A 17,474-nucleotide genomic window follows, 5' to 3' on the forward strand; every position below is an offset into this window, starting at 1 on the left:
ACGAGGGAAGAGAGAGGGAGGGAGGTGGTCGGGCACGGGAGGCAACTGGCGGCGTTTGGGGGTGCGTATATCATTGGAGAGTGGGTAAGTATGGATATAAACGGTTATATATGATCGAAAACAGGGATACGCCCTTTTTGCGGAATAAGGTCTACCTTTTTTTGGTGCTGGCGGTGATCGGTACCACCTTATTCTCGTGGTTCAATCTCAACAGCTTGCTGATCATGCTGCTGATCGTCTGCCGTTTGGTGGATGGGCGCAGGCCGCTTCACCGGGTGCGGATGGCTTTTACCAATAAATATTTCCTGGCTTATCTCGCCATCTTCCTCATCGAAGCGATGGGGCTGTTGTATACCCATGATCTTTATACGGCGTACAAGCATGTGGAGAGCAAGGCCACGTTAGTGGCCATACCTTTTCTTTTCTGTTCGGGAGCGTTTACTGACAGGAAGGGGTACCGGCAATTTTTGTGGGGGTATTGCCTGTTACTGGCGGGGACGGGGCTGTTCTGCCTGGCGGTGGCGGGTTACCGGTATGGGCAGACGGGGAATACGGATGTCTTTTTTTATCACCCGCTGACGGAAGTAATCGGGGTGAATGCCGTGTTTTTCTCCGAGTATGTAGTGATCGCGTTGTTGTTGCTGCTGAGTCCGGCGGCGGCCCCGATGGGTGGAAGTGCGAAAGGAGGGGCTGGGGTGGATGATGGAAGGACGCGGCGGGTGCGGGCAGGGGGCGGCGGTGGAAGAAGAGAGAAGAGGCAGGCCAGGACGGCTCGCCTTCGCGCAGGGCTGATCGTTTTTTTCAGCGGGCTGATGATCCTGCTTGCTTCGAAGCTGTTGCTGGTGATGTTGGTCATTATCTTCCTTTTTAACCTTGGGATGCGGGCGCGGGTGCGGCTGACAGCCTGGGCCATATTGGGGCTGACGGTGCTGGTGGTGCTGGTGACGGGGGTGCTGGCCCTCACGCGAAACCCGGTGGAAGAGCGTTACCAGGATATGTTCAGGAATGACTGGCAATATGGCGGCAGCATCCATTTTTCGTCCGATGCCGTTTTCAGTGGCGTGCAGCTGCGACTGCTGATGTGGCGATTTGCCGATGAGATACTTGATGAGCAACATGCCTGGCTCATCGGGGTCAGCGCCGGGGACAGCCAGCGTCTGCTTGACGAGAAATATCGAGCCGCCAATATGCCTTTTGTTTCGCTCGGCTATAATTTTCATAACCAATTCATAGAGATACTGGTGCGGAGCGGGATCCTGGGCCTCTGTGTTTTTCTTGCGGCGCTGGGGATGCTCGTGGAGCTGACCCGGAGGACGGGGACGATGGAAGCGTGGTTTGTGTTGTTATCGATGGTGTTGCTTGCCATGACGGAGTCGACGCTGGAGATGCAGCATACGCTGTTTGCATTTTGCTTTTTTCCGCTGATGGTAGCGCGGCGGCTCACTCGGTCTTCAGGCTCCTTGCGGGGTTCATGGCGGCGGCGCGAAGCGCATGGAAGCTGACGGTGAGGAAGGCCAGCAGCACCACTCCGACGCCCGCCATGGGGAATATCCATGCGTGGACGGGGATGCGATAGGCAAAGCCTTCCAGCCATTTGCGGGCGGCGATCCAGGCGAGTGGACTGGCGATGAGGATAGCGAGGAAGACCATTCGTAGGAATGAGTTACCGATGAGCAGACAGATGTTGAGCAGCGAGGCGCCCAGTACCTTGCGGATGCCGATCTCCTTTGTACGTTGTACGGTGCTGATGGCGGCGAGGCCGAAGAGACCCAGGCAGGCGAGCACGATAGCCAGGGAGGCGAAGAGGGTGAAGATGGTGGCGGTGCGCTGTTCGGTGATATATAGCTTATTAAAGTCCTCGTCCAGGAAATGGTATTCCAAGGGGCGGACGGGGATATATCTTTTCCAGGTGGTTTGCAGGGCGTCGATGAGGGCAGGCAATTGACCGCCGCCGATGCGCAGCAGGAAGCATTGGAGTTGGGTGGTGTCGGCATAGATGAGCAATGGACCGATGGGCTGATGCATGGAGGCGAAATGGAAGTCTTTGACCACGCCCCTTACCACCCCGGATTGGCCATAGCGAACGATCGTTTTGCCGATGGCCTGGCCGGGTGTCCAGCCGATCTTTTTTGCGGTGGTCTCATTGATGATGAAGGAGAGGGTTTGCTGGTTTTGTGCATCGAGGGGCCTGTTGGCGGGCAGGTCGGATGGCGTCAGATCGGCGCCGGCGAGCAGCTGCATGTTCATGGTCTTTACAAAGCCCAGGTCGGAGGGGATGCAATTGACGGGAAACCGCAGGGGGCCGTTGCCGTCATCGGCGGAGAGCATATCCATCCAGCCTACGGAGGTGGGGACGCTGCTGGAGCCCGTTATCTGCCGGACGCCGGGCAGGGCAGCCATGCTCGTTTTTAACGCATTGTATTGGGACAGATCGTGGTAGTTGATGGGAATGACGAGAACATGGTCCCGATCGTAGCCCAGGTCTTTATTACGGATATAGTGCATCTGTTGCAGGATGACCACGGTGCTGATGATGAGGAAGAGGGAGATGACGAATTGAGCGACGATGAGGGTTTGGCGGAGCGTGGTGTTGCCGCCGGCGAGGCGGAAGCCTGAACGAAGTATGGTGATCAGCCGGGTACCCGACAGCAGGATGGCGGGATAGGCGCCGGCGAGGAAGCCGATGACCAGGGCTGCGCCCAGGATGCTGAGCAGGGGACGGGCCTGCAGGATATCGTTCGATTGCAGGTGTTTGCCGGTGAGCTGGTTGAACAACGGCAGCAACTGGAGACTGAGGACGATCGCAAGGACCAGCGCCACCAGTGTCAGCAGGAGGGATTCGCCGGCGAACTGGGTGAACAGTTGTCCCCGGGCGGCGCCCAGGACCTTGCGGATGCCGATCTCGCCGGTGCGGTTGGCCGACTGGGCGATGGTGAGGTTGGTATAGTTGAAACAGGCGATGACGAGGATGAGGACGCCGATGGCGAGTAAGATATAGATGCTGGTGATGCTGCCGTTGGGTTCGAGTCCTTCCAGGCTGGAATACAGGTGGACGCGGGTGAGCGGTTCGAGATGATAGTAGAGATAGTCGTTGCCTTTCAACTCCGCTTCTGCCCTTACGGCCGGGGTCCGCATATAAGTGTTGATCTGCTGTTCGAGGCCGGCCTCGCTTTTTTGGTTGTTGAGCAGCAGGTAGGTGTAATAGTTAGCGGAGAACCAATCCTCCCTTGCCGCGGCCGGTAAGTCGGTGAAGGGCGCGACGAAATCGAATTGGATCTGGGAGTTGCCGGGAGGGTCCTTGAGGACGCCGGCAACGGTATAGTCAGTGGTATAGTCCAGCCGCAGGACTTTTCCTATGGCGCCGGCGGTGCCGAAATATTTCAATGCGGCGCTTTCGGTGATCATCAGTGTATGCGGATAACTCAGCGCATGCGGATCACCCATCAGCAGGGGGAAGGTGAAAACGGATAAGAAGGAGCTGTCGGCGTATAGAAATTCGTTTTCCTTTATGTGTTTGTCTCCATAGCTTACTGTGCGGGTAAACCCGACGGTGCGCACGTATTCCCGGATATCGGGGAAGGTGCGTTTTAGTTGGGGGCCAACCTTTGTCCCGGTGACGGCCGCTGCCGATGTGTGGCCTGAGGACCCATAGTCCATGGTGACACGGACGATGCGGGCGGCCCGGGTATGGAAGGTGTCGTAGCTGAGTTCGTCGGTGATGAAGAGGCCGATGAGGATGCAGGATGCGAGGCCAACGGTGAGTCCGAGGATATTGATAGCGGTGAACCCTTTTTGGCGGATAAGCTGGCGGACGGTGTATTTTAGAAAGCTGCGGAACATAGGCCAGTGTTTGTACCCAGGGGGTATCAAGGCATGTGCCAAACCCGTAGGGCTTAGGCGATAAGGCATTGAGCCAGCCGCGGGCGGGGTGAGTGTACGAAAACGGACATTCCCTGTCCGAGGATGGGCAGGGCAGCAGCCTCTTCTGCCGGCCTGTGGCCGACAATATGTATCTTCGCCCGCTATGGATATTCATGGGATGTTGCATTTATTGCAGGAGCAGGTGGCGGAGACGGACTGGCTGCAGTGGACGGCCATCCTTTTTGGGGTGGCGGAAGTATTGCTGGCGAGGGTGAACAATATTCTCCTGTATCCTGCGGGTATCATCAGCACGGTGCTGACGATCTATATTCTTGCTGTGGCGGGGCTGTATGCGGAGTCGGCGCTGAACGGGTATTATTTTGTGATGAGTATCTATGGCTGGTGGCATTGGCATAAGCGGAAGCATGAGCCGCCGCTGCCCATTGCGTGGACGAGTGCGCGGGAGTGGATGATCACCGCGGGGATAGTGGTATTTGGATTTGCGGTGTTGTATGGATCGCTCAAGCAATTTACCCCATCGACGGTGCCCGGATGGGATGCGTGGGTAAGCGCCACGGCCTGGGCGGGAACGTGGTTGCTGGCCAAGCGGAAGATCGAGAACTGGGTGTTGTTGAATGTCTCCAATATTTTTGCCATTCCTTTATTATTCTATAAGCAGCTGCCGCTTTTTGCGGGCCTGACGGTTATTTTGTTTGTCGTGGCTTGTTTTGGGTATTTCGATTGGATCAAACGCTATAAAACCCAGGGTGTATGACGCTGCCATCTCCTGCTTCGTTCTTGTCTGGTGCCGTCGCCGGGTTGATCCGGATGCATGCCGCCGCGGGAGAAGGGGGGCGCGATCTGCATCCCGAAGTGTTGGCGTTGATCTACGGGGAGGAATGGTTCCGGTTGTTAGTGCCAGGGCGGTGGGGCGGTCGTTCGCTGCCATTGCCGCAGTTGGTGCGGCTGGAAGAAGGGCTTGCATTTGCGGATGGTTCCGTTGGCTGGACTGTCACCCTTTGCAGCGGTGCGGGCTGGTTTGCGGGGTTTTTTCCACCTGAGGTGTTTGGGCAGCTTTTTTCTGATCAACGGTTATGTATTGCCGGTAGCGGATCGGCCACGGGTGTGGCGCGGGTGATCGACGGAGGGTATCGCGTGAGTGGCCATTGGGCTTATGCGTCCGGGGCGCTGCATGCTACTGCTTTTACGGCCAATTGTGTGGTATGGGAGGGGGAGGCGCCGGTGGTGGGGGATGATGGCAATCCGGTGATCAGGCCTTTTTTGTTCCTGCGCGATGAAGTGCGGGTGCATGCTGACTGGAATGCCATGGGGCTTGTCGCGACGGGGAGTCATGGATTTTCTGTCGAAGGGCTATTGGTTGGTGCGGAGCGATGTTTTGTCATCGATGCGGCGGCCGCGACCGATGGGCATGCATTATACCGGTATCCTTTTCTGCCGTTGGCAGAGGCGACGCTGGCAGCCAATCTTTCGGGGATGGCGCAGCATTTTCTCGATTGTTGTGCGGCGGTTTTTGCCCAGCGGGTGCGTGATGGCCGGGTGCCGTCGGGTGTGGCGGCGGAGATGGAGCGGGTGCTTGGTTTGGGCCGGCTGGATCTTTATGCGGCGAGGGAGGCTTTTTATCTTGCGGTAGACCGCAGCTGGGAGATGGTGGAGGCGAGTGTGGCGGGCCTGGTGAGCGCTGCCGGTGCGCCTTTGCCGGAAGGGGCTGGGGGGACGCCTTTGCCGGCCGTGTTTGCGGAGGTTGGCCTGGTTTCTCATGCGCTGGCGGCCGCTGTCCGGGAGTGGGTAGACAGACTATATCCCTATGCGGGTCTTGGTGCTGCCCGGATGGATTCGGAGATCAACCGGGTGTGGCGCGACCTGCATACGGCGGGACAGCATCCGCTGTTGGTGGCTTAGACGGGTGGGTTTTCCACTACTGACAGAATATTCCCTGCCGGGTCGGTGAACCAGGCGATGGTGGGGCCTTTTCCGGGTCCGCCGTGCGCAATGCCTTTGGCGTCTGTTGCGATCTCCCCGTCATAATGTTCGAATTTTACGCCGGATGCGGTGAGGGCGTCCACTGCTGCTTCGACACTCATCACTTGCAGGTTTAGTACCGTGAAAGTTGCCGGTTCGTGGTTAGGCTTCGGGTAGAGAAAAATAGTATAGTCTTTTGCTGTCTGTATCCGGAGCCCTTCCGGGGTTAGCGTCACCGGGAAGCCGAGGGTCTTCTCATAGAATTCTTTTGCCTTGTCAAGGTCGTTGACGGAATAGCTGCTGAATGCCTTGGTATATACTAACATAAAACAGGATTTTATTTGTTAGGTATAGCGAATGTCGTGCCCGGGCGGAGAAAAAAGATAGAAAATTGTGAGAAATGCGGGAGGTGGGACGCCGGATTTATGACGAAATTAGCGATATAAAATTACAGATCATGAAAACGGGTAGAAAACTCCTGCTGGCGGCCGGCCTGGCGGGTGTGGCGTTGACAGCCGGTGCGTTTTTAGCATTTAAGGGGCGGGCAATGCAGCCGGGGAATGCGTTGTTTGGGATGCAACCGGTGTCGCCGGCGGCCGGTGGGTTTGCCGTTGTGGAATTATTCACTTCCGAAGGGTGCAGCAGCTGTCCGCCCGCGGATGCGCTGGTAGCGGCGGTGCAGAAGGAGGACAAGGACCTGCCGGTATACGTCCTTGCTTTTCATGTGGACTATTGGGACCGCCTGGGGTGGAAGGACGCATTTAGCGATGCGGCCTATTCGGACAGGCAGAAGGATTATGCACGCTGGCTAAGGCTTTCGTCGATTTATACCCCGCAGGTGATCGTCAACGGGCGAAAGGAATTTGTCGGTTCGGATGCGGTTACGCTTCGGCGTGCGATCGGCAGCAGCCTGCAGGAGGCGGGGAAGGCCGGGGTATCGCTTAGCCAGGTCCGGCTCAGCGGGAACCGCCTGGACTGGCAGGCGCATGTCGTGGGTGCGGGCCGTTCGACCGGTCTTGTGGTGGCTGTGGTGGAGCATTCCGCCGTGACGAAGGTGAGGGCGGGAGAGAATGGCGGGAAGACGCTTTCGCATATCCAGATCGTGCGCGGGCTGGAGACGGTGAAACTGGATGGGAAGGGAAATGCCGGCGGGCATCTTGACTGGCCGGGTGGTGTGGATCCGGCGGATGGGGAGGTGATCGCTTTTTTACAGGATGAGGATAATGGGCAGATTGTTGCCGCGACGCGATCGGCGGTTAAATAGATGATAACAAAGAGGCCACCTTCGGGTGGCCTCTTCCTTTGTCGTCTCATGTGTAGCATTACTAGTTATCGGTGCACAAGGTGTTAAGGTTAAGTTCTGTTGCGGAGATGGGCCAGATATAGCCGCCATCGCCGGGATTCTTTTGCGGGATGTTGCCATGGGTGGGGAGTGGCAGCAGCAGGCGCATCATATCGTTGTTGCGGAGCCCTTCACCCAGGAATTCGATGTTGCGTTCTTCCAGGATGGCATTGATCAGGCTGGTGGCGCTGGCGAAGCTTGCCACAGTATATGTCGTAGCAGCGTCCGAGCGGTGACGGACGGCGTTGAGCAGGGCTACGGCCTGGGGATCGACAGTGCTGGTCGAGCGGACACGGGCTTCGGCGAGGCTCAGCAGCACTTCGGAATAGCGGATGACGATGGGGTAATCCGTATAGGGGCTTGGCGCAGGGTATTTATTGAGCCATTTTTTTCCACCGGCGGAGGAAGCGATGAAAGCCCATCTTCTATCTGTTGCCAGCCAATTCGGATCGGCAATGACGCCACTGGCGTTGAGGGAGTATTCCCCGTTGCCCGTGCCGCCGGCGGCTTTCGAAGGGGAGAAATAAAAGCCCAATTGATTCTGCGTGCCGGGGTTGTCACCCGTAGTGGCGGACATGGGCAGGGAAAAGATGGATTCGGAAGTCGTATAAGGTGGTGCGAAGACCTTTGTTATCTCGGACTGCAGGGCAAAGGTCACACCGGATGGGGAGGTGAAAGGGGCCGAGGCGCTGACGATCTTGTTCGCTTCGGTGATGACGGAGTTATAGTTCTGCATGGTGAGGTAGACCCTTGTCTTCAGCGCGATGGCGGTGTTGCGGTGCGCCCTGGTGACGTTGTTGTAAGCGGATCCGTTGCTGATGGGTAGACCGGCTTCGGCGTCGTTGAGATCACTGATTATCTGCAGGTAAACGCTGTCCACCGGGCTGCGTGCGAGAAGCGAGTACCCGCCGCTCTTGATCCCGTGGAGGCGGAGCGGTAAACCTTTGTTGACGCCGTTGCCGTTGGCGTAGGGTAGGGCATAGTATTGCAGCAGGGAGTAATAAGACAGGGCCCGGATGAGCTTCGCTTCGGCGATGTAATTGCCCGCGAGCGTCGAACCCACGACCGTGCTGCCACTGGCATTCATCCCGTCGATGAAGAGGTTGCAGTCGTTGATGGTCAGGTAGGCGGCTGACCAGAAATTGAGCACCATTGTCGAGCTGTTGGTGGGCAGTTCCTGCCAGACGTCGTATCCGGTGACGTTGTTGGATTGTTCGTTGATAAAATTATCCGCTTTGATGTCGCCGCTGATGAGGTAGCGCCCCCCGTAGAATCCACCGGCTTTCAGGGCGCCATAGAGGGACAACACCTGGGATTGGATGCGGCCGGCGGTGCTGAATGCGGATACATCCGCCACCGAGGTTTGCGGAACTGGATAGAGGTCCGATCTTTGGCAGGAGCCAAGGGCCGCGACTGCGAGAAGAAGAGCAACAATATGATTATTATATTTTTTCATCGTTTTTGTTCTTTTGCTGTGGGTAATAGGTTAGGGTCAGAATCCGACATTCAGGCCAACAAGGAAGGTACGGGCATTGGCCACCGTGTTTCTGTCCACGCCCTGGCCACCGTTGCTGTTGCCATTGGAGGAGACCTCCGGATCGGGACCGGGATATTTGGTGCTGATGCCTAAATTCTGGCCGCTGATATAAACCCGGGCGCTGGTGAGCCCGATGCGCTGCATTACTACCGGCGGAACAGTATAGCTTAACGTTACATTCCGAAGCTTGATAAAGTCGCCCTTGAAGACATTGATGTCCAGTGGCAGGGTCGATCCGTTGGAGACATTATCACCGAAGATGGGTTTTGCATATTTGGCATTGTTGGTGCTTTTGGCGGACCAGGCGTCGGTGAGGACATCGGCGGCGTTGTTCCAGAACCGTTGGTCATGCAAACCGGCATTCGTACCGTAGTACACATAGAAGCCAGCCTGGTAGGTGAGGAGTACATCGAGGCTAAAGCCTTTGTAGGCAAAATTATTCGACCAACCGCCCACATACCTGGGAAGCGCGTTTTTGTACATCACTGCGTCGGCAGCCTGGCTGATGCTGGTAGCGCCCGTAGGGCTGACATACTTGACAGTGCCGGCTGCATCGGTGGTATATTGCGGAGATCCGAGCAGATTGAAATACACTTTCGTGTTGGCCGAGTTGACGAAGATGCGTTTGCCGGTGCCCGGGTCTACGCCGGCGGTGCGAACGACCCACAGATAGCCTTCCGAATAGCCCACCTTTGTCTGATTGACGGTCTCTAAGCCGGATGTGCCAGTTTGGACGGCCGTCAGGCCGGGCGCGAGCCCGGTTACTTTATTTTCGTTGTACGTCACATTAAAGCTGGTGGTCCAGGTGAAATCCTTTTTCTGCACGGGTACTGCATTGATCGTCGCTTCAATGCCGCGGTTATACATGGAGCCGATGTTGAGGTTGGGGGCAGTGGGCAGACCAGTAGAGGGCGCCTGACTTACCGCGAGAATGAGGTGGTTGATGTTATTGTTGTAATAGGCGAACTGGCCGGTGATGCGGTCGTGCAGGATACCAACGTTGAAGCCAACATCTGTTTGGGTGCTGGTTTCCCATTGGATGATGGGGTTGCCGACGCTGCCCAGGGGGAAGGACAGGGTAGCTAAGCCGCCATACACCCCTGATCCGTACAGGGAGTAGGGAGCGAAGTCGCTGATGCCGCCGTTGTTGCCGACCTTCCCATAGCTGCCCCTGATCTTGAAGCTATTGAAGATATGGCCGATACCGCTGTTCTTCCAGAAATCCTCCTGGGCGACTTCCCAACCAACGGAGCCACCGCCGAAGATGCCTTTCTTTTTTCCAAAGGCGGAATATTCGTCCTGGCGCAGGGTACCTACTAAATAGTATTTGTGCGCATAATTGTAATTGAGGCGGCCGAAGGTGGAGAGCAGGTAGTTCTGACCCAACTGCAGACCAGTGTAGTTATTGATCGTAAAGCCGGCCTGGATCTCCGTATAGGCAGGGTCGGAAAGGGTGGTGCGATTGAGGCCATAGCCTTCCGATGTCCTGCGGGTCTGTTCGTTGCCCACGAGAAGGGTGAAGTTATGATCATCACCAAAGGTGTGATCGAACTGGGCGGTGTTGGTCCAGACCCATTCCTTGTATTTGCCGAGGATGGATGACGCGCTGCCAGTGGCGGCATAGCCATCACCGGTGATGGGAGTGGAGAAGTTGTCCACGTCGACCCACAAATTGTCGACGGCATAGATGCTTTTGAGCGTGATCCAGGACAGGGGTTTTATCTGCGCATAAACATTCGACTGGAGGTGGCTGACCTCGTTGTTGCTGCGGCTGAGATCGAGGATGGGAACGGGGTTGTAATAGGAGATGGCGGTTCCGGTGATGTTGGCGTAGCCGATGCTGGCGCCGTTGATGTTATAGGAGCCATCGTTGTTATAAGCCGGGAGGATGGAAGGTAATACTTCGCCGATGCGCCCAAGGCCGACGGTGTTAAACGCTTCGCCTGGCAGAGAGCCTGAGGAGGCAGCCGACAGGTTCTGCTCATCGGAGTAAGACACCTTTCCGCCGATGGTGAGCCACTTGTTGACCCTGCTGTCGATATTGGTCAGGATGTTGGCGCGACTGAAGTCATTTCGCCGGATGATGCCTTCCTGTTTGGTAAAGCCGCCGGAGAGATAGTATGTCGTCGCGTCGCTGCCGCCCGAGATGCTCAGGTTATGGCTGTGGGAGGTGCCGGTGCGATAGATATAGTCGAACCACTTCGTATTGACGTTGTTGCCATTCTTGTCCTTTGCATAGTTGAAAGTGACGTTGTTCAGCGTCGGGTTATTCGCTACTGCCTGGGATTTGAAGGCGATGTACTGGTCTGCGTTGAGCATTTGGGGAAGACCATAGGCTTTTACCTGGCCTACCCAGCCGTCATAGGTTACTTTAACTCTTCCGGCTTTTCCCTTCTTTGTCGTGATAAACACGACGCCATTGGCGGCGCGGCTACCATAGATTGCAGTGGCTGCGGGATCTTTTGCGATATCGATGCTTTCGATGTCGCTGGGATTGATGCTGGCCAGGGGATTTGCGGAGGCGCTGGTCAGTTCGGTGCCGGCGGGATTATTGAAGTCGCCCGTATAGCTCGGGACACCGTCCACGACTATCAGGGGATAAGAGGACAGGGAGATGGAGTTGGTGCCTCTGACCCGGAAGACCGGGGGCTCGTTGGCTACGCCGCTGGCCTGGGTGATCTGTACGCCGGCGCTGCGGCCTGCGAGGCCGGATTCGAAACTCTGGATCGGGGTTTCCGAGAGCGCCGATCCTTTTACGGTGGTTATGCTACCGGTGACCTCGGTCTTTCGCTGGGTGCCATACCCGACCACAACCACCTCCGAGAGATTTTTGTTGGAGGCGTGGAGGGTTACGGAAAAAGAGGTCTTGTTGCCAACAGGAACGAGCTGTTCTTCCAGGCCGATATAGCTGAACTGGAGGGCCCGTACCTTGTTGGAAATGTTGAGATGGAAGACGCCCGCAACATCGGTGACGGTGGTGGCGACGACTTTCCTGTCCGGGGTGAGGGCCGTAATGGTGACGGCTGCAAGCGGAGCGCCTTTTTCGTCGGTGACAGAACCGTTGATAGGAACAGATGGTGTTTGACCTTCAAGCTGGATAACTGCCATGCATAAGCACAGCAGCTGAGATAGGAGTTTTCTCATGTTGAGCGAGCAGTTTTGGTTAGATAAAGCGATTCAAGTTGCCAGGATAAATGTTTTCATTTATTCTGAAGGGCCAGTTCGTTGATAAATTTACTGCATAACGGATAAACAAATAGGATTTTTTTTGGGCTGGCCGTGGGAATGCTTATCCTCCCTGGGGTGATCAATGCCGTGTGAATGCGGCCGGTTAGCGGGGCCGGGGGGTGCGGCCGGTTAGCGGTGCGGACAGCGGGGGGTGTTATTTCCCGTCGAATGCGTCCTGCAATGCCTGGATATTTATCTTCTGCATTTTTAGCATGGCTTTCATGGCTCTGCCGGCTTTTACGGGGTCTTTGTCCGACAGCAGGCGTTGCAGGGTCGTCGGGATGATCTGCCAGGAGAGGCCGTATTTATCTTTTAGCCAGCCGCATTGGCTTTCATTCCCGCCGCCGGCGATGAGTTTGTTCCAGAGAGTGTCCACTTCTTCCTGGGTTTCGCAGTTGACATAGAGGGAAATGGCTTCGGTGAAATGGAATAGGGGGCCGCCGTTGAGCGCGGTGAAGTCCTGGCCTTCCAGGGTGAAGGTGACTACCATTGCGGTGCCTTTTGGGCCGGGGCCTGCGTCACCATAGCGGCTGACGTGGTTGATCTTCGAATTCTTAAAAATAGAGACGTAGTAGTTTGCTGCTTCTTCCGCCTGGTTATCGAACCAAAGGAAAGGGATGATCTTTTGCATGATTGCGTTTTTTGTTGACAATACAAACATAGTGTCAATCCGACGATCCGATGAAGTGCAAAAGCGACAATCCCAAGGGTTGAATGCGTCAGACGAACTCTTCCAACTGGGTCGACAGGGTGAGGCACTTCCATTTTTCGATGAGCTGACTCAGTTCGGCCATTTTTGCCGTTGCCCGATTGTAGGCGTCGCTGCCGAGGAAGAGCAGCGTTGGCGGCTCGGGGGTAGACGCTAACGTTATGAGGGCTTCCGCAGCTTTTACGGGGTCGCCGATCTGTTTGCCATCGATGGACTGGTATCTTGCGTGTGAGGCCCTCACTTCCCTGTAGTCGTCGATCGGAGTGCCGGTGAATACCACGGATTCCTTGCTGAGGAATTGGGTGCGGAAGGCGCCGGGGGCTACCGCGGTGACGTGGATCCCCAGTGAGCGGACGTCCTGGGCCAGCACATCTGAAAGACCGATGACCGCCTGTTTGGCCGCTGCATAGACGGACCAGCCGATGACGCCGGCAAAACCTGCGATGGAGGCAATGTTGATGATATGGCCGGAGCGTTGCGCCCGGAGATAGGGCATTACTTTTTGGATAACGATGATGGGAGCGAAGACATTTACGTCGAAGTTGTGACGAATCTCTTCGAGGGTCAGCTCTTCGATGGCGCCGCCGATGCCATAACCGGCATTGTTGACGACGACGTCGATGCGGCCGAAGACCTCATGGGCGGTGAGAAGGGAGCCTGCGACGGAGGCTTCATCGGAAAGGTCGACTTCGAGTGGCAGGAACTGGTCTGCGGGAGCGGGTCCCACGGCTTCTTCCAGGGCTTCCAGCGACCGGGAGGTCGCGGCAACCTGGTGGCCTTCTGCTACTAACTTCCTGACAAGGGCTAATCCTAATCCTTTCGAAGCGCCGGTGACGTACCATACTTTCTTTTCCATACCTTACAATTTTAAGCTCCTGCAAAGGTAGGGTGGCCGGGGGCGGGGGTGGATGTAAGAATCAAACCAATAAGTGCAAAAATCAAACAATCTGTATTTTCCTGAGGGGTCGTTTGCGACCGCCGGCGGGGGTCATTATTGATTTTCCCTATACGTTCCGGGGGAGAGACGGGTGTTCTTTTTGAAGAAATTGATGAAGTGGGAGCGTTCTTCAAAGCCCAGGCACCAGGCGACCTCGCCGATGTTCCAGGTGGTATGGCGGAGAAGGGATTTGGCTTCCTGGATGATCCTTTCGGCGATGAGTTTTGTCGTCGTTTTTCCGGATACTTCGCGGAGGGCGCGATTGAGGTGGTTGACGTGGATGGCCATCTGGGAAGCATATTCGGAGGGGGAGCGGAGGGCTATCTGGTGCGAGGGCGACTCGATGGGGAACTGGCGTTCGAGAAGCTCCATGAAGAGGGATGAAATACGTACGCTGGCGTTGGAGTTGGCATAGATGGAGGTGTTGGCCGGTTGCATCTTTAGCGCCAGGTGGATCAGTTCGAAGACGAGGGTGCGGATGACGTCGTATTTAAAGGCGTAGTCGGAGCGGATCTCTGCCAACATCCGTTCGTAAAGGGCGGTAACAGTGGCAGACTGTTCGTCAGAGAGCGTAAAGACGGGGATGTTGCCGGGCTGGTACAGCGGGTAGTCGCGCAGATGGCCGAATTGCCGGAAGAAGGCTTCGGTGAAGATGCAGAAATAGCCGGTGGGGTTTTCCGAGAGCCGCTCCCATTTATAGGGGATTAGCGGGTTGGAGAAGACGAGAGAAGGGCTGTTGATCTCAAGGACCTTGTCGGCGTACTCGAGCCGGTTGTTACCCAACATCAGGGATATCTTATAGTAGTCGATGCGCCGGTAGGGCATCGGGCCATGTGGCTTGCCCAGGACTTCGCTGAGGCGGCAAACGTTGAAATGGCCCAATTCCTTCTTAAGGTTGGCGGGCATCCAGTCCTGCTTCTCGTTGCGGGTCTCCGTGCTTTGTGTGGGTAGCATGGGGTAAAGATACGAAAATCAAATATAGGGGGACCTAATGTGCGGGTTTGGGTTTTTTGACCGGGCCCGGGTGTTTTTGAACGGTCTCTGCAGTGATCAGGTTTTTGGGGAATTCGCTGGTGTAGAAGCCACCGTGTTTTAGCTGCCCCTTACCGTTGCCCTTTGTCCAGAACTGCAGCGGGATATCGGTGTTGGGTACGCCGGGGTAATAGCTGACGCTGAAGCGAATCTCGGCGCCTCTGCCATACTGGTCACCGCCGACGAGGCCGATGGGTGCGCCGGCTTCAACCACCTGACCGGGTTTTACGAAGGCGCCATCCTTTTTCACGAAGCCGTATTGGCCGAAGGAACCGTCAGCGTGGAAGATCTCGATATAATTCCAGTTTGTCGTTGTGGAGGCGCCTGCGTCGTTCTCGCTGTTGCTTACATCCATCGCGGACACGACGCCGCGACGGGCGGAATAGATGGTATCACCCGGCCTGGCACGAAGGCGAACGGAATAACCGCTGTCCTGGCCACCGGGTGTTGAGCTGCCGTGTGCATTGAGGATGCGATAGGCCTGGGTTTCCAGTCCCGGGGAGGTGGGCAGCAAATAGGTGAAATTGAGATTGACGACGGGGTGCAGACAGCCTTTGCGGAAGCTGTTTCTGTAATTGAGTTTTACGTCCTTTGTTTTGTCCACCGGGGTGAGGGTGAGCAGTTTGTTCAGGCCTGGTTTGACCTCGGCCTCATAGGGAAGAGAGTGGTCGCAACGGAGATTGTCGAGGGTGGTGAAGTCCAGGTGCAAGACGTATATACAGAAGGCCTTGCTGTTTGCCGAAAAGATGTACCGTCCCTGGTTGTCGAGGGTATAGCTGACATCGACGACCTTTTGAGCGTTGAGGCCGGATTGAGCCAGCAGGAGGGTGAGGATGAGGAATACGTTTTTCATATCGCTTAAAGGTAGGAAAATGTTTTGGCGTATTGCATTTTATCCCTACTTTGTGTCATACTAACATAATGGTATATGCTTGCCGTAAAACTCATTCCAGTCACAGCCCTGGTTGCTGCAACGCTTGGTCTTGCCTCCTGTAACCAGGGGGCGTCGAATGCTACACCCGGCTCTGTCGGGCAGAAGACAGCCGATGGGTATTCCTACCGCGATCTGAATAAAAATGGAAAACTCGATGTGTATGAAGATACCCGTCAGCCTGTAGAAGCGCGGGTGGACGATCTGTTGAAGCAGATGACCCTTGACGAGAAAGCGGGTCTGCTGTTCATCAACGGGGCAAAGGTGAACGATGACGGATCGATCGAGGACAAACCTGCCACGGGAATGTTTGCCTTTGTGCCCAATGCATTGAAGCTGGTAAAACAGCAGCACATGAACCATTTCAATCTCTGGATCGTGCCTTCTCCGGCGTCGCTGGCGAAGTGGTATAACACTATGCAGCGGTATCTACAGGATTCTACGCGGCTGGGTATTCCCATGACCATTGCTTCCGACCCGCGGAATCATTTTAGCAGTAACATCTTTGCCATGTCGGCCAATACCTTTTCACAGTGGTGCGAGCCGCTGGGATTGGGGGCGATCGGCGACTCGACGCTGACGATGCAGTTTGCCGATATATCGCGGCGGGAATATATGGCTGTGGGTATCCGGGAGGCGCTGCATCCGCAGGTGGACCTGGCTACGGAGCCCCGCTGGCCCCGCATCAGCGGAACCTTTGGCGAAGACGCCCAGCTGACGGCGCGGATGGCCAGGGCCTATATCCTGGGTTACCAGGGAGCAAAACTGGATTCCAACAGCGTGGCATGTATGACCAAACATTTCTCTGGTGGCGGACCGCAAAAAGAAGGGCTTGATCCGCATTTTCCTTTTCAGAAGGGGCAGGTCTATCCAGGGAAGAACTTTAAATACCACCTGATCCCATTTGAAGCGGCGTTTGATGTGCATACGGCCGCGATCATGCCTTATTATGGGGTACCGATGGGGCAGACGAGCGAAGATGTCGGTTTTTCCTTTAATAAAGATATTATCACCGGGCTGCTGCGGAACACCTATCATTATGACGGGGTGGTCTGTACGGACTGGGGGCTTCTCACCGACGCCAATATGGGCGGGGTCGTATGGCCTGCCCGGGCCTGGGGAGTGGAGAAGCTGTCGACAGAAGACCGGGTGAAGAAGATCATCGACGCGGGTGTGGATCAGTTTGGCGGAGAGAATTGCCCCGAGATCGTCGTGCAGCTGGTGAAGGGCGGACGGCTTACCGAAGCGCGGATCGATTCCAGCGCCAGGAGGTTGTTGCGGCAGAAATTCGAGCTGGGGCTTTTTGACAATCCTTTTGTCGATGAGTCGAAGGTGGGGCAGATAGTCGGCAACCCTGAGTCGCTGAAAGCCGGTGAGGCTTCGCAGCGCCGGGCCATGACGCTTTTGAAGAACGACGGCAAGGCATTGCCTTTGGCGCCGGGGAAATTAAAGATCTACGTGCGTAATGTCGATCCGAAAATAGCCGCACAGTATGGAACAGTAGTAGACCAGCCGGAGAAAGCCGATATCGCTATCCTGCGATTGAAGACCCCCTTCTATCCGGTGGAGTCACCGATCATGATGGCGCGGATGTTCCATCACGGTGACCTGGATTTTAAAGGCAAGCAAAAGGACAGCATCCTGCAATTGCTGAAGACCGTGCCGACCATCGTCGATATCTATCTCGACAGGCCGGCCGTCATCCCGGAGATAAGCGCAAAGGCAAAGGGGCTGCTGGCGGATTTTGGGGCCAGCGATGCGGCTGTGCTGGATGTCATTTTTGGCAAGGACAAGCCCGGCGGGCATCTGCCGATCGAACTGCCCTCTTCTATGAATGCGGTGCGGGCGCAGAAGGAGGATGTGCCGTATGACAGCAGGAATCCTTTGTATAAGTTCGGGTATGGATTGAGTTATTGA

The 17,474-nt window shown here is 56.0% G+C and carries 13 protein-coding genes; 5 read left to right on the forward strand and 8 right to left on the reverse strand.

The features are described from left to right. The first annotated feature begins 110 nt into the window (after positions 1 to 110). Complete coding sequence (locus IEY39_RS00245; RefSeq protein ID WP_188927392.1) at positions 111 to 1,502, forward strand: O-antigen ligase family protein; 1,392 nt, start codon at positions 111 to 113, stop codon at positions 1,500 to 1,502. Here IEY39_RS00245 and IEY39_RS30125 read toward each other — a convergent pair. Further along, on the reverse strand, positions 1,441 to 3,840 hold the full coding sequence (locus IEY39_RS30125) for an ABC transporter permease (protein WP_188927393.1): 2,400 nt from the start codon (positions 3,838 to 3,840) through the stop codon (positions 1,441 to 1,443). The genes IEY39_RS00245 and IEY39_RS30125 overlap by 62 nt on opposite strands. 184 nt (positions 3,841 to 4,024) lie before the next feature. Between IEY39_RS30125 and pnuC the strand changes: the two genes are divergently transcribed. Both pnuC and IEY39_RS00260 read left to right on the forward strand, forming a co-directional pair. Next, positions 4,025 to 4,636, forward strand: coding sequence for a nicotinamide riboside transporter PnuC (gene pnuC / locus IEY39_RS00255; protein WP_188927394.1), 612 nt, complete (start codon positions 4,025 to 4,027; stop codon positions 4,634 to 4,636). After that, positions 4,633 to 5,781 (forward strand): acyl-CoA dehydrogenase family protein, encoded by a 1,149-nt coding sequence (locus IEY39_RS00260; protein WP_188927395.1) that lies wholly within the window; start codon positions 4,633 to 4,635, stop codon positions 5,779 to 5,781. The genes pnuC and IEY39_RS00260 overlap by 4 nt, the downstream gene beginning before the upstream one ends. Here IEY39_RS00260 and IEY39_RS00265 read toward each other — a convergent pair. Continuing rightward, positions 5,778 to 6,167 (reverse strand): VOC family protein, encoded by a 390-nt coding sequence (locus IEY39_RS00265; protein WP_188927396.1) that lies wholly within the window; start codon positions 6,165 to 6,167, stop codon positions 5,778 to 5,780. The two genes, IEY39_RS00260 and IEY39_RS00265, sit on opposite strands and share 4 nt — an antisense overlap. Positions 6,168 to 6,298: 131 nt before the next feature. Between IEY39_RS00265 and IEY39_RS00270 the strand changes: the two genes are divergently transcribed. Continuing rightward, on the forward strand, positions 6,299 to 7,105 hold the full coding sequence (locus tag IEY39_RS00270) for a DUF1223 domain-containing protein (protein WP_188927397.1): 807 nt from the start codon (positions 6,299 to 6,301) through the stop codon (positions 7,103 to 7,105). Positions 7,106 to 7,166: 61 nt separating this feature from the next. Here IEY39_RS00270 and IEY39_RS00275 read toward each other — a convergent pair whose 3' ends face one another. The 6 genes from IEY39_RS00275 to IEY39_RS00300 form a co-directional block, all read right to left on the reverse strand. After that, positions 7,167 to 8,639 carry a RagB/SusD family nutrient uptake outer membrane protein gene (locus tag IEY39_RS00275; RefSeq protein WP_188927398.1) on the reverse strand — a complete coding sequence of 491 codons (1,473 nt, stop codon included), beginning with the start codon at positions 8,637 to 8,639 and terminating at the stop codon, positions 7,167 to 7,169. Between the two features lie 36 nt (positions 8,640 to 8,675). Beyond that, a complete protein-coding gene (locus IEY39_RS00280; RefSeq protein WP_188927399.1) occupies positions 8,676 to 11,864 on the reverse strand; it encodes a SusC/RagA family TonB-linked outer membrane protein in 3,189 nt (1,062 codons plus the stop codon). A 238-nt stretch (positions 11,865 to 12,102) separates the two neighbouring features. Next, entirely contained in the window at positions 12,103 to 12,579 is a 477-nt protein-coding gene (locus IEY39_RS00285; RefSeq protein ID WP_188927400.1) for a VOC family protein, read from the reverse strand. Between the two features lie 88 nt (positions 12,580 to 12,667). Further along, entirely contained in the window at positions 12,668 to 13,513 is an 846-nt protein-coding gene (locus IEY39_RS00290) for an SDR family NAD(P)-dependent oxidoreductase (RefSeq protein ID WP_188927401.1), read from the reverse strand. Positions 13,514 to 13,648: 135 nt separating this feature from the next. Then, positions 13,649 to 14,548 (reverse strand): helix-turn-helix domain-containing protein, encoded by a 900-nt coding sequence (locus tag IEY39_RS00295; protein ID WP_188927402.1) that lies wholly within the window; start codon positions 14,546 to 14,548, stop codon positions 13,649 to 13,651. A 34-nt stretch (positions 14,549 to 14,582) separates the two neighbouring features. Continuing rightward, positions 14,583 to 15,479: a M23 family metallopeptidase gene (locus IEY39_RS00300; RefSeq protein WP_188927403.1), complete on the reverse strand. Its 897-nt coding sequence runs from the start codon at positions 15,477 to 15,479 to the stop codon at positions 14,583 to 14,585. Between the two features lie 75 nt (positions 15,480 to 15,554). On the opposite strand from IEY39_RS00300, the gene IEY39_RS00305 reads away from it, so the two are divergent. After that, positions 15,555 to 17,474: a glycoside hydrolase family 3 protein gene (locus tag IEY39_RS00305; RefSeq protein WP_188927404.1), complete on the forward strand. Its 1,920-nt coding sequence runs from the start codon at positions 15,555 to 15,557 to the stop codon at positions 17,472 to 17,474.

Source organism: Puia dinghuensis, assembly GCF_014642875.1.
Classification (GTDB): Bacteria; Bacteroidota; Bacteroidia; order Chitinophagales; family Chitinophagaceae; genus Puia; species Puia dinghuensis.